Source organism: Streptomyces sp. So13.3, from assembly GCF_005860785.2.
In the GTDB taxonomy this organism is placed as follows: Bacteria; Actinomycetota; Actinomycetes; order Streptomycetales; family Streptomycetaceae; genus Actinacidiphila; species Actinacidiphila fildesensis.
Map to the genome: position 1 here is coordinate 521,928 of NZ_CP048835.1, position 12,516 is coordinate 534,443.

Genomic DNA, 12,516 nt, shown 5'->3' on the forward strand with positions numbered 1-12,516 from the left:
TCCCTTCTCAGCCAGGCTTCCTGGCGCCCGGTGAGAACGGTTCCGATAGTGAACTGATAGCGAGGGCACGGGTATCCCGAACTCTGGTGGGTGGACACGCAGGACCTACGTTGGGAGCTTGCAGGGACGGAATGGATCCCAGCAATGCAGTCAGGCGCACCACGGCCGGAGGACGGGCGGTTCGATGGCCCGAAGGACCCGGGCTCGCGACGAAGATGGGTGCGGTGCAGGCGGGTAGCAGCGTGGCTTGGTCGCCGTTGAGGTGACCGCGTGGAAAAGGACGAACGGCGCTGGCCGAGCTGCGCAGCTCGCTGCCGGCTGTCCGTGCCCTGTCGGGCAGTGCCGAGGCGGTACAACCGTCGGTGGTACCCGCACTGTTGACGAGCAGCCCCTGTCCCGCGCGATCACCCGGCTCGAGCGACAAGCTCGGGGTCACGCTGTTGGAGCGCACCAGCCGCAAGGTCACCCTCACCGAAGCGGGAGCGGTGCTGCTCTCCGAGGGGCGCGCCATCCTCAGCGCGGTAGCCGCGGCGGAGCGGCGTACCCAGCAGGCCGCGCAACCGCGACCCAGCCTCGTCCTCGCCGTCAAATCCGGCGCCGCCGGCGACCCGAGTCCGCCGGCACCGACCTGAGCCGGGATCTCGCCGCCGTACCGGTCATGGACGCTCCGCCGGTGACAACGGTGATCGCTTGGCCGTCACAGAGCCGACTTCGCGCAGTCGCCGACCTGATCCGCGTAGCAACACGCCTCTGACCGGGGTGGGCCCGGGGGCCGAGGTCGCGTGTTGCCTGCCGCTCAGGCCCGCGTTGTCGTAGCGTCACAACCATGACGACCTGGAAAGAGTTCACCGAGGGCGCGCCGCGGATCGCCGGCATCTTCACCCGCCGTCATGCCGCCACAGGCAACCTGTGCCTCCTTGCCACTCTCCGCTCGGACGGATTCCCGCGGATCAGTCCGATCGAACCGAGAGTGTTCGAAGACCAGCTGTGGATCGTGGGCATGCCGGACACCACCAAATTCCGGGACCTGGGCCGCGACCCGCGCTTCTGCCTGCACACGGCAACGGTCGACGCCGAGGTCAAGGACGGTGACGCGAAGTTGTGGGGCGTCGTCGTCGACGTCCAGGACAAGGCGCTGCATCAGCGGTTCGCCACCGACCTGTTCGAAGACACCGGACTCGATCTCCGGGGGCGCGACTTCGACCACTTCTACGCGGCCGATGTGACCGCCGCGTCAGCGGTAGAGGTCGGCGGCGGCCACATGGACGTCACGATCTGGAAGCCGGGCACGCCGGAGCGCGTCGTACGGAAGCACTGACCTCGCTCCGGCGCCTCCCGGTCTGGTCGGTCTAGTCGGCCCGATCGGCCTGACAGGTCACGACAGGATCTCGATGTACCCGTCGGTTCCGTGCACGCGGATCCGCTGCCCGTCCTTGATCAGCCGGGTGGCCTGCTCCACGCCGACGATGGCCGGCAAGCCGTACTCACGGGCGATCACGGCGCCATGGGTCATCAGGCCACCCACCTCCGTCACCAGGCCCGCGATGCCGACGAACAGCGGCGACCAGCTGGGGTCCGTGAAGGCGGTGACCAGGATGTCGCCCGCTTCGAGATCGGCCTCCGCCATGTCAAGGATGACGCGGGCCCGTCCCTCAATAGTCCCAGCGGAAACCGGCAGGCCGATCAGGGCGCCGGCCGGCGCGTCGTCACGTCGGTACGCCCCGGTGACGGCCTCACCGTCCGAGGTGAGCACCCGGGGCGGTGTGAGCGCGTGATACGAGCGGAACGCGTCCTTGCGCTCCTGGATGAGCTGGTCATCCACCTGGTGAGAGCGCACGACGTCGTGAAACTCCTGGAACGTGAGGTAGAAGATGTCCTCCTTGGCAGGGAGCACGTCAGCCTGCACAAGACGCTCGGCCTCCGCCAGCAGGGCCTGCTTGTAGACGAAGTAGCGGCTGATGATGCCGTACTTCGGGTACTCCCGGTACCCGATGAAGGTCCGGACCCGGTCGATCATCCGCTTGGTCTCGTCGGCTTTCCGGTCGCCGTCCGGCAGGGCCCGCAGGCGTGACAGGACGTCCTGCTCCTTCTTCAGCGCCTTCTGCCGCCCTTCCTCGAAACGCCGCTCGGCGGCGCCCGGCTCGAAGATCCTGACGTTGTCGAGGATCACGGGCACGAGCGTGGTGGGGCGCTCGCGCCAACGTGGCCTCGTGATGTCGATCTCGCCGACGCAGCGCATGCCGTACCGGTCGAGGTAGGCCTCGATGGCGTCACGCGCCTCGGTCCCGCCCGCGACCTTCGCCAGCTCGTCCAGGAAACCCTCGTCCTCGACGCCCTGCAGGAACGTCACCACCTCCGGATACGGGCGGATCACGTCCGCCACGTCGAGCAGCGCCAGTCCCATCTCCGACGTGACGTTGTCGGGGGCGGACAGCGTGAGCGTGTCAGCCGCGTTCTTCTCGCCCAGCCACTCCTGCAGCTTGTCGTTGAGCCACCAGGTGGACTCCATCCCCGCCATGATCACCTGCAGGCTCAACGGGTCGCTGAGGACTCGCTTGTGCTCCTCGAAGGCCTCCCGCAGGAAGTCGAAGAGCGCCGGTCCGGTCTTCGTCCGGATGGCGCGCTCCAGGGCGGCGATGGACAGCCGGCTGCGCTCGATCAGCTCGGTGACGATGGCCGGATCGGTGTCGATCGGGGCGGGCGGGCTGCCGGCCGGCGGCCCGCCGGGACCTGCGTCCGGGAGCGACGGGACGAAGCCGTCGCGGTCGAGAACGGTCTCCAGAGCGTCCCTGACCAGCGGATCGCCCTTCCCCATGATGTCCAGGAGGCCGGCGCGGCTCGCGGGCGAGGCCAGGCGCCGGGTGACGTCGACGAACAGCCTCCCGCCGGCCTCGTGCATCGGCACCATGGCCGTCAGCTGCCACATGGAGAACCCCAGGGGCTTCATGGGGTCGGTCATCATCTGCTGGTGACCGACGGAGACGTAGACGTGATTCTCCTGGTCGCCCGACTCGGGGATGGGGAACAGCGTCGTGATCGGCCGGCTCTGAACGATCTGGAAGCCGTCGTCGACCAGACACCATTCGATGTCCTGCGGGCGGCCGAAGTGCGCTTCGATCCGCCGCCCGAGCTGTACGAGCAGCACGACCTGCGCATCCGTCAGCGCCGGCTGCTCCTGCCGCTGCGAGTCGATCGCCACTTCCTGCGTGCCGCCGGCGGGCAGGGCGTAAATGGCACGCTGTTTGGCGCCGATCGCCTTGGCGATGACTTCGCCGTGTCGCACCGTGTAGACGTCCGGGTTCACCAGGCCGGAGACCAGGGCCTCGCCGAGGCCGAAGCCGGCGTCCACGGTGGCGACCTTCCGGTTGCCCGTGACGGGGTCGGCGGTGAACAGGATACCGGCCGCATGCGGGAAGGCCATCTGCTGCACGACCACGGCCATGTGGACCGTACGGTGGTCGATGCCGTTGCGCCGGCGGTAGGTCACGGCCCGTTCGGTGAACAGCGAGGCCCAGCACCGGCTGACGTGCTGAAGGATCGCCGTCGGCCCCACGATGTTCAGGTACGTGTCCTGCTGGCCGGCGAAGGACGCTGTCGGCAGGTCCTCCGCCGTCGCGCTGGACCGGACGGCGTAGGCGGCCTGCTCGCCGAGCCGGGCGAGCGAGCGGGTGATCGCCGCCGCGAGATCACCCGGGATGGCAATCCCTTCGATGGTCCGACGGATCTGCGCGCTGAGGGTGCGGATCGCCTCCCGGTCGTCCGGGTTCACACGCGACAACTGGTCGAGCTGGTCGTCGATCGACAGCGCTTCCGCCATGATCCGCCGGAACGCGTCCGTGGTCACGCAGAAGCCACCCGGCACGCGGATGCCTTCGATCCGCGACAGCCCGCCCAGGTGCGCGCCCTTGCCACCGACGACCGCGACCTGGGTCTCGTCGACCTCTTGAAGGTCCAATACGTACTGCTCAGTCATGGCGTTACCTCCGAGGCAGCCGTGTTCCGTTGCACTGCGGCGGCCGATCGAATCACCGGTGCCTCCAACTCTGTCGCGCCTCTTGGCGACAACAACACACGCACGTGGTGCTCCTCTTTCCGCAGGTTGTGGCCTCGGCCGACGATTCTGCGGCACCACCGGGGTCTTGCCGCAAGCCCCCCGGTGCGCTATAAGTTGAGAGTGGCAAGGAGAGAGTTCTCCTTGCCTTTGCCTTTTGCCGTCCCATGGAACCGTCGTCCAGAGCTTGGTCAGGGGTGGTCGCCGGCCTGCCCCCCTCCTCGTACTCGGGAGCTTCGGGGGACGGTTGCCTACTGAGACGAACGGGACATCGATCCTTGTGAGATCCGGTGTCCATTCTGCGTAGGTTTCATCGTCGAGGGGGTGCTCCCGCGACGTGTCGAGCGAATTCACACCCTTTGCAAGAGGACACGTCCTTGGCCCGCCCTGCGGTGACCGCCTCCAAGTCCTGTTCGTTCCGGGCCCTCTCGCACGCGATGCAGGTCAGCATCCGGCCGCCGGAGAAAGCGGTGCCGACGGACTCGTAGGCGTGGTCCATTGCCGCGACCACGAATCCGCGGCCGGCGAGTTCCTCGGCGAGGCCGGTGAGGGTGAAGCGCGAGACGCCGAACCCTGGGGAGAGCACCACCAGGGGATGACGGCGGCGGTCGGGCCAGGCGCCGACGCGGCCGTTGGTGGCCGTGGCGCTCAAGGTCTCGGCGGGGAAGGCACCATCCAAACCGAAGCTCTTCAGGAACAGCCCGGCCTCGCGCACGGTCGCGTACGGTGCCGGTGTTCCGGTGCCGGTGTTCCGGTGCCGGTGTTCCGGTGCCGGTGTTCCGGTGCCGGTGTTCCGGTGCCGGTGTTCCGGTGCCGGTGTTCCGGTGCCGGTGTTCCGGTGCCGGTGTTCCGGTGCCGGTGTTCCGGTGCCGGTGTTCCGGTGCCGGTGTTCCGGTGCCGGTGTTCCGGTGCCGGTGTTCCGGTGCCGGTGTTCCGGTGCCGGGGAGCGCGGGGTAGAACATGCCGATCATCAGTTCTCGAGCCCTGTCCGGCACCCACGGGTCCCGGCGGGCGCCGTCGACGAGGTGAAGGGTGTCCCGGCCGACGGCGTGCGGGCCGGTGGGGCGGGGCAACGAGGTGCGCGCGTCCGCGTCGTCGCGGATGGAAGCGACACCGGCGGCCGCATGAGTCGAGGGCGACGCCGCGGCGGCCGGCCACGCACCGGCGGTAGGCAGCGTCAGAGCGAGGGTGAGCAGCGCGATGGTCGGGGTTGCAGAAGATCTGAGCATGTCGTGGACGCAAAGTGCCGTGGCGGGTCCAGCACATCAGCCCCCAGTTGCGTCCTGATGCCTGGAGTGTCCACTTGCGGATGCAGTTCCGCGACGGTGGATTCAGCCTGTGGGAGCCTGGGCGTTCCGGTCGTCCTGGCCCACGTTGAGCGCGTGAAGGTCCCCGCTGACGAGTCGCTGACCTCCGGTTCACAGGAACCTGACAAGTTTTGGCGATCTTGTTGTCTTCAGACGGTCCCTGAAGCTGAAGCGGGTACTCCCCGGCAGCGGGACCTCGCACGCACCAGATCCGAGGGACACCCAGCGATGAGATTCCGAACGCGCGAACTGTTTCTGGCAGGGGCACTGACCGTCAGCACGGTGGGCCTGGCCGTGCCCGCCTCCGCCGCCTCGCCGGTGGCGGACCTCCGGACCGATGCCGCCACGCCTCCCGGGAAGCCTGAGCTCTTCCTGGCCAACATCGACGATGACGCCGGCGTCTGCAAGGCCCGTTCCAAGGAGCTCCTGGTCGATGCCGCCGGTCGGGAGCAGGCCGACAACGAGAGCTTCCGGGTGCAGGAGGCGGCGCTGCGTGAGGAGGCCAAGGACCCCGCCAAGAAGGAGGCGGCGGAGCGGAAGTACGCCGCGCTGAGGCGGACCCATCGGCTGGCGCAGTATCAGGCCGACCGTGACATGGCCGGGTGCAACGACGCCGCTGACACGGTGGTCAACGGCGCCCAGGACGAGGCGGATCTGGCCCGGCTCCATACGGCCCCCTGGGCCGCTGCACCCGCCTCCGCGACGGGGCGCGTCACCGTGCCAGGCGCCGGGGCCGACCACGTCCGCCTGTTCGTCAAGCGCCCCAAGAGTGCGGCGCCCCGCGGCTGGGAAGTCGTCGGCCCCGACACGAAGCTGAGCGCCGCCGAGCTGCGCGCCGGAGTCGAGCTGGGCATCGAAGGGCGTGACATCGTCCGGGACTCCGCCGTATGGGCAGGCCGCGTCACCGTACGACTGGACGTCACCGCGAACGGCGTGACCTCCTCTCGCACCGTTGCCCTCGAACAGGCCCCCGTTCTCACCCAGCTCAACACGCAGCGTCTGCAGGAGGCGCTCGCCTCAGACGACCAGGACCCGGAGACCGGCAAGCCCTTCACCGACGCCCTCGCCGCCGCCGTGAAGGCGAACGGCGTCGCCACTCCGCTGCGCAGGGTGGACACCGGCGGCGACCAGTGGATGCAGGACCTCTTCGAGCCGGGCTACGCCTCCATCCCCGGCCCCGGCGGCAAACCGCACGGGATGCGGGTGCTGATCCCCTCCGTCAACGAGAACCGGCACGCCGCCTCCCGTGTCGTGTTCACCGAACTCGCCGGGCCCGATGTGGCCGCTGTGCACATCGCGCACGTGCCGACCCCGGACGAGGACTCGACCTACGACTCGATGGGCAACCTGGAGACGGTCCCCGCGTACCCGGGGTACCCGGCGGGGCGCATCGTCATCGGGGGCGATCCCGCGGACGGGAAGAAGGGCCCCGCCGCGGAGATGCTCACCTTCCTGCGCTCGCAGAACATGCAGAAACCCCTGTCGCTCGACACGTCATGGCTGTCGGTCGGCCACATCGACGAGTTCGTCCAGTTCCTGCCCGCGCCGGGGAGCCGCCTCGGCTGGCGCGCGGTCGTCGCCGACCCGCGAAGCGGCATGAGGATTCTCCAGGACGCGAAGAAGGCCGGGTACGGAGGCCAGATCATGCACGGCGGGCTGCCGGCGCTGGACTGGCGCTATACCGACCACGTCGACCAGCGCAGCATCAGCGAGTTCCTCGCCGACCCGCAGTTCCTTCACGTCAACGACCGCAGCGCGAAGAGGATCGACGCGAACGTCGCCGTGCTGAAACGCGAGGTGGGTCTGACCGACGCCGACATCGTGCGGGTCCCCGCCTTGTTCACCGCCCGCACGATGGACTACCTGATGCTCCAGAGCGAGATCAGAAGCATGAAGCCGGGCCCGGACAGGGACGCGGCCGAGGCCCGGCTCCGCGCCATGGACCAGGCGGTCGCGTTGATCCCCGGCACGGTCAACGGCCTGGTGCTGAACAACGGGGAATATGTCGCGCCGAAGCCCTTCGGTCCGCTGATCGGCGGGAAGGACGTGTTCACCGAGGCCATCGACAAGGCCTTCGCCACCACCGGCTACACGGTCCGCTACGTCGACGACCTGCTCTCCACGCATGTGTCCGAAGGAGAGATCCATTGCGCGACCAACACCCTGCGCGCGGTCTTTTCCACCGACCAGCGGTGGTGGCCGCACTCCGCATGACCGACCGCGGATAACACTCCGCCCAGGAAGCCCGGGAAGCAGCGCCACGTCCGCTCCGGTGCGGCGACGGTCGTCCGGCCCGAGGTTCGGAACGACGTCGCTGCACCGGCGCGGGCAGGACGCAACGCATCGCCCGAACCGTGGCGGGTGCGCTACCACCAGGACACAGCGCCCTACTGTCGTCGACATGACGGAACCAGTGGCAGCGACGCACCCGCACGAGAGCGACCTGGGCGCGACACGCCTGATCGCGCTGTCGGACGGTATCTATGCCATCGCGATGACCCTGCTCGTCATCAACGTGGCGATCCCCGCGCATCTGGGGGACGCCGCGTTCCATAAGGCGCTCGGCGATGCGCTTCCCAACGTCGGTGCCTTCGCCCTCAGCTTCAGCCTCATCGCCGGATTCTGGCGTGACCACCGCCGCATCCTCACCGCGCTGCCCACCGAGACGGTCGTGATCACCCGCCTGGTCCTCCTCGGCCTCGGCCTGGTCGCCCTGCTGCCCTTCCCCACCGCGCTCCTGGCCGAGTACGCGTCTCAGCCCGAAACCGTCGCCCTCTACGCGGGCACTCTGGCCGCGATCCACGCGGTGCACGCAACCTTGCTGCTGCTCACACAACGCCAAGTGCACCCCTCCGCCGCATCATCCGCGGCCGCGGCCCGCCGAGGCTTCACCGCCCAACTCGGCTCCAGCGTGCTGATCTTCGGCCTCTCCGTTCCCTTGGCCTTCGTCAACACGGCAGCAGCCATGTGGTTCTGGATCACGCTCATCCCCGCCCACTACATCCTCGGCCACTACCACCGCAGACGCCCCGAACGGTGAATCACCCGGTCCGGCTTGTCGGTCCCGTCGTCGCGTGATGTGCTTTCATGCTTCGGTGAATCGACAGGGTGTTCCTATGGCCGGTGAACCTTCGACCTGCCGCATTCGGCAGCGCGAGGCGTCTGATCTCGATGACTGTGTCGAGGTGCTCGCCGAGGTCCATTCCGGTGACGGCTATCCGGCGAACTGGCCCGACCGTCCCGGCGAGTGGCTGATGCAGCCTGCACTGCTGGCTGCCTGGGTGGCGGAACTGGACGGGCGCGTAGTCGGTCACATCGGTCTGTCCCGCAGCGGGGCGGGAGATGCGGCACCTGGCCTGTGGAGCCGCCGCGAGGGTGTGTACGTCGAGGACACCGCTGTGATCAGCCGGTTGTTCGTCTCGCCTTCCGCTCGTGGCCACGGGATCGGCGCACTGCTGATGGAGCGGGCCGTGCAGGACGCCCACGAGCGTGCCCTGCATCCGATCCTCGACGTCCTGGCCTCCGACACGTCGGCCGCAGCCTTGTACGAACGCCTGGGCTGGAGCTTGCTGGCCACCGTCGATCAGCAGTGGAGTCCGACCCAGACGGTGACGGTCCATTGCTATGCCGCACCTGCGTGACCAATCGGACCACGCCACAGCCTTTCATTGCGCCCGGCACTGGATCCTGTCCCGGGGTCAGCGGTGGCGTCGGCCAGGACGAACAGGCGGTAGTCCTCGTCGGCCGCCTGCCGGAGCGTCGTCAGCACCACGCCGCTGATGTGCAGCGGCGAGTACGAGGGCGGCGGCGAGCGGGGCCGGTCCAGGTGCGGCAGCGCCGAGAGGAAGATCATCAAGGCGGCGAGCGAGCCGCCGAAGCCCAGCATGTCGAGCCAGTCGACGCGGGAGGCGAGAGCGCGCGGCGAGCCGGGACGCACGGGGTCGGCGTCCCGTGGGATCCCGGTCAGCACCAGGATCAGAGTGACGGCCGCGACCGGAATGTTGATCCAGAAGGCACTCCGCCAGCCCGCCCAGGCGACCAGCAGCCCGCCAAGGGCGGGACCGACCGCGACGGTGGCGGCGCCGGTGATCAACAGTCCGCCGAGCACCCCCGTGGTGGGGCCTCGTGCCCGGCCTGTTCGGCGCGGCGGCGTATCAGCAGCATCGCCGCCGGATTTCCCGCCGAGGTGCCCGCACCGATCAGCACCCGTGCCACGATCAGCGCGGTCAGCGAGTGGGCCGACGATCCGACGACCCCGGCCGTGAACTTCAGCACGATGCCTGCGACGAAGACCCGCCGGGGCCCGAACTCCTCGGCGAGGCGCCCGGCGGCGGGCTGGGCCGGCGCGCTGGTGAGGTAGAGGCAGGAGATCAGGATCGCGGTGTCCCCGACGGGAAGGTGGGCACGACGCACTGTCAACCACCCATTGGAAGGAGACACGCCGCAAGATGATCGTTCCTGCAGCCCTGACCGCCTAATCTGCAGGCGGATCGCTCAGCGGTCGCCGATGCGGCTGCCCAGCGGCTGGTCCCATGTTCTGTAGCGGAGGTAGTTGTCCTGTGTCGCCCCACGTCAATCCCACTGTCGGAAGACGCCGACTGGGATCGGAGTTTCGCGCGCTTCGAAAGAGCAGGGGTTTGACAGCCCAGCAAGTGGCAAAGCAGTTACTGGTCTCGCAAGCAAAGATCAGCCTTCTGGAGAATGGCCGCCGCAGAGTCAACTCACGTGATGTCCGCGATCTCTGCGAGGTGTACGGGGTTCAGGATCCGCAGGTTGTCGATGCTCTGATGCGGATGGCCGAGGAATCCGGTCAAGTAGGCTGGTGGAAGGAGTACGGCGATATCCCGCACAGCGTCTACATCGACCTCGAAACCGACGCCGTGGCCATCCGCTGTTACCAATCCATGGTGATTCCCGAACTGCTGCAAACTCCGGCCTACGCCCGGGCCGTTATTGCAGGAACGATCCCGCACGCCACGGCAGAACAGATCGACACATGGGTTCACGTTCGGTTGCGCCGTCAGTGGCGGGTCGACGAGCTGGACCGCCCGTTGCGCCTGTGGGTCGTGCAGGACGAGTCGGCCCTGCGGCGCGTCGTGGGCGGTTCCGAGGTCATGAGGGAGCAGTTGGAGCGACTGCTCGACCTCGGTGGTCGCCCGCACATCACCGTGCAGGTCATCCCGCACCAGTTGGGAGCGCATCCTGGCATGGCGGGGCAGTTCTCGATCATCGAGTTCGCGGATGACTCGGACCGGAGCGTTGTGTACCTGGAAGGGTTGACCAGCGATCTCTACCTGGAGAAACCCCTCGACGTGCAGCGCTACGCCGTCATCCATGAGAGTTTGCAGGCCAGGGCGCTGGACCCGGTAGCTTCCGGGCAGCTCATCACTGATGTCATCAAGTCGTACATCGGAGCGGAGTTCGGAGACTCCGCACATCAGGATGTCCCGCCACCGCCCTGAGGCTCAGCGGCGAAGAAGCTGACGATCGACACCTTTTGCATCCCGCCCGTGGTGTCCCATTGCGTCCATGCCTGCCGAAGGCACCTGCTCGCGCCGGCGGCGCGCGGCGGAATCGATGACGATCCGCCGCGCGCCGCCCGGACCACTCGCCCGTACGGACGACCGCTCCGAGAACTCAACGCTCCGCTGGATGCGGGATCAGCCGCAACTTAGCTGATCTGCAGGGCGAGTGGGCATCACCTGCCCGGCCCGGCCTCGGTGCTATGCGTAGTCGCTGTGCTGATCTTCGTGATCGGCGCCGTAGCCGCCGTGCACGTCGTGCGGCCGGCCCTGGTCATCGTGACCCTGAGGCTGGTCACCGTAGCCATGGCCACCGGTCTCGCCGCCGTTGACACCACCCGGATAGCCGCCGGTCTCGCCGCCGTTGTCACCACCGGGATAGCCGCCGGTCTCTCCGCCGTTGTTCCCTCCGTTGTCACCACCCGGATAGCCGCCAGTGGTGCCTGCCGTGGGACTCCCGGTGGTACCCGCCGTGGGGCTACCGGTGGTGCCCACCGAGGCGCTGCCCGTGGTACCGGCGATGAGACCGCCGGGAGTGCCGCCGATGACACCACCGGTCAGGACGCCGCCGAGCAGACCGCCGTTGGTGCCACCCGTGGTCACCCCGGCGATCAGGCCGCCCGAGGTGGTTCCGCCGGTTGCGGTGCCGCCAGTACTCGTGCCGGCGATCACGCCGGTACCACCGGTGATCACGCCACCCGCGGTGCCGGCCGCACACGTGGCCCGGGTGATCTTGTTGGTGTCCAGCGTCACCGAGCCGTTGCGCGCCAGCGCCCGGCCGTCGATGCTCGCACCCGTGGTCACACTGATCGACGTCAGCGCCATGATGGTGCCCACGAAGGTGGAGTTGGTGCCGATGGTGGCCGAACTTCCGACCTGCCAGAACACATTGCACGGTGCGGCACCATTGACGAGGAGCACGCGGCTGGCGGACGCCGTCGTCAGACCGGAGCCGACCTGGAAGACCCAGACGGCGTTCGGGTCGCCCTGGGCGTCCAGGGTCAGGGTGCCGGTCAGGTGGAGCGTGGAGGAAGCGGTGTAGACGCCCGGGACCAGCCTCAGGCCGCCGGCGTCCGGGGGAAGGGCACCGTTGGTGGCCTGACCGGCGGCGTTGTTGTAGGCCGCGACCAGGTCGCTCTTGGCTTGGAGCGCCACCCCGTCATGGGAGTGCTGAACTCCGTTCACCAGGCCGGGCGGAAAACCGGTGATCGACGTACCCGGATCCACTCCGAGGTCTCCGGTGATCACCGAAGGACCGGTGTTGGTGACCGACTCACCGGACAACACCGCGAAGCTGTCCGCCGTCGCCAGCGGTACGGGTGTGGCGATGGCCTGGGCCGGGCTCGACGTCATGGCGACCATCAGTGCGGCCATGACCGCCGCGACCAGCGCCGCGATCCAGGCCGAAAGGGTACGTGCATTGGGCACTACAGGGGCATTCAGGGTCATCGAGGGGCCAACTCCTGTGTGGGGGTAGTGGCGCAATCGGTGCTTCTTCGACAAACAGAGGCGCCGACTTCTGTCACCGGCATATTACGGAGTCACGTAATCCGGAATGCGGCGCATTCGGGTGATCGAGGAATGCCACCCATTTGCGACCGTGCGCTGCGATAAGCGCACGATCTCCTTCCATGAA

Annotated in this window: 10 protein-coding genes and 2 pseudogenes; 6 read left to right on the forward strand and 6 right to left on the reverse strand. The window is 68.2% G+C overall.

The features are described 5' to 3' along the window. Positions 1-388 precede the first annotated feature (388 nt). Together C8250_RS02360 and C8250_RS02365 are read left to right on the forward strand one after the other, a co-directional pair. Positions 389-754: pseudogene (locus C8250_RS02360) on the forward strand (LysR family transcriptional regulator); the annotation flags it as partial. A gap of 72 nt (positions 755-826) precedes the next feature. After that, the gene (locus tag C8250_RS02365; protein ID WP_138352437.1) at positions 827-1,318 is read left to right on the forward strand and encodes a pyridoxamine 5'-phosphate oxidase family protein; all 492 of its coding nucleotides are present in this window, start codon (positions 827-829) and stop codon (positions 1,316-1,318) included. 57 nt (positions 1,319-1,375) lie between these two features. Here C8250_RS02365 and rph read toward each other — a convergent pair whose 3' ends face one another. From rph to C8250_RS43245, 3 genes and pseudogenes are all read right to left on the reverse strand, one after another. After that, the gene (gene rph / locus C8250_RS02370) at positions 1,376-3,973 is read right to left on the reverse strand and encodes a rifamycin-inactivating phosphotransferase (RefSeq protein WP_138352436.1); all 2,598 of its coding nucleotides are present in this window, start codon (positions 3,971-3,973) and stop codon (positions 1,376-1,378) included. Between the two features lie 388 nt (positions 3,974-4,361). Continuing rightward, positions 4,362-4,766, reverse strand: a complete 405-nt coding sequence (locus tag C8250_RS02375; protein ID WP_187144705.1) for a hypothetical protein — start codon at positions 4,764-4,766, stop codon at positions 4,362-4,364. A gap of 208 nt (positions 4,767-4,974) precedes the next feature. Beyond that, a pseudogene (locus tag C8250_RS43245) lies at positions 4,975-5,280 on the reverse strand (alpha/beta hydrolase); the annotation flags it as partial. Positions 5,281-5,586: 306 nt separating this feature from the next. On the opposite strand from C8250_RS43245, the gene C8250_RS02380 reads away from it, so the two are divergent. The 3 genes from C8250_RS02380 to C8250_RS02390 all read left to right on the forward strand — a co-directional run bounded on the left by C8250_RS02380 (position 5,587) and on the right by C8250_RS02390 (position 8,999). Further along, positions 5,587-7,572 (forward strand): protein-arginine deiminase family protein, encoded by a 1,986-nt coding sequence (locus C8250_RS02380; RefSeq protein WP_138352423.1) that lies wholly within the window; start codon positions 5,587-5,589, stop codon positions 7,570-7,572. Between the two features lie 187 nt (positions 7,573-7,759). Then, entirely contained in the window at positions 7,760-8,398 is a 639-nt protein-coding gene (locus C8250_RS02385) for a TMEM175 family protein (protein WP_138352422.1), read from the forward strand. 76 nt (positions 8,399-8,474) lie between these two features. Next, on the forward strand, positions 8,475-8,999 hold the full coding sequence (locus tag C8250_RS02390) for a GNAT family N-acetyltransferase (RefSeq protein WP_138352421.1): 525 nt from the start codon (positions 8,475-8,477) through the stop codon (positions 8,997-8,999). Here the strand turns inward: C8250_RS02390 and C8250_RS44425 are convergent. Both C8250_RS44425 and C8250_RS44430 read right to left on the reverse strand, forming a co-directional pair. Then, a complete protein-coding gene (locus C8250_RS44425) occupies positions 8,981-9,466 on the reverse strand; it encodes an MFS transporter (protein WP_187144706.1) in 486 nt (161 codons plus the stop codon). The two genes, C8250_RS02390 and C8250_RS44425, sit on opposite strands and share 19 nt — an antisense overlap. Next, positions 9,448-9,771 carry an MFS transporter gene (locus C8250_RS44430; protein WP_274599423.1) on the reverse strand — a complete coding sequence of 108 codons (324 nt, stop codon included), beginning with the start codon at positions 9,769-9,771 and terminating at the stop codon, positions 9,448-9,450. The genes C8250_RS44425 and C8250_RS44430 overlap by 19 nt, the downstream gene beginning before the upstream one ends. Before the next feature lie 146 nt (positions 9,772-9,917). Between C8250_RS44430 and C8250_RS02405 the strand changes: the two genes are divergently transcribed. Beyond that, a complete protein-coding gene (locus C8250_RS02405; RefSeq protein ID WP_138352419.1) occupies positions 9,918-10,820 on the forward strand; it encodes a helix-turn-helix transcriptional regulator in 903 nt (300 codons plus the stop codon). Positions 10,821-11,081: 261 nt separating this feature from the next. Here the strand turns inward: C8250_RS02405 and C8250_RS02410 are convergent, their stop codons facing one another. Beyond that, a complete protein-coding gene (locus C8250_RS02410; RefSeq protein ID WP_244808945.1) occupies positions 11,082-12,308 on the reverse strand; it encodes an ice-binding family protein in 1,227 nt (408 codons plus the stop codon). Between the last annotated feature and the right edge of the window lie 208 nt (positions 12,309-12,516).

Excerpts from the sequence above, each read along its gene's own strand:
- C8250_RS02380 (WP_138352423.1), top strand. The coding sequence starts at position 5,587 with ATGAGATTCCGAACGCGCGAACTGTTTCTGGCAGGGGCACTGACCGTC.
- C8250_RS02385 (WP_138352422.1), top strand. The coding sequence starts at position 7,760 with ATGACGGAACCAGTGGCAGCGACGCACCCGCACGAGAGCGACCTGGGC.
- C8250_RS02390 (WP_138352421.1), top strand. The coding sequence starts at position 8,475 with ATGGCCGGTGAACCTTCGACCTGCCGCATTCGGCAGCGCGAGGCGTCT.
- C8250_RS02365 (WP_138352437.1), top strand. The coding sequence starts at position 827 with ATGACGACCTGGAAAGAGTTCACCGAGGGCGCGCCGCGGATCGCCGGC.
- rph (WP_138352436.1), bottom strand. The coding sequence starts at position 3,973 with ATGACTGAGCAGTACGTATTGGACCTTCAAGAGGTCGACGAGACCCAG.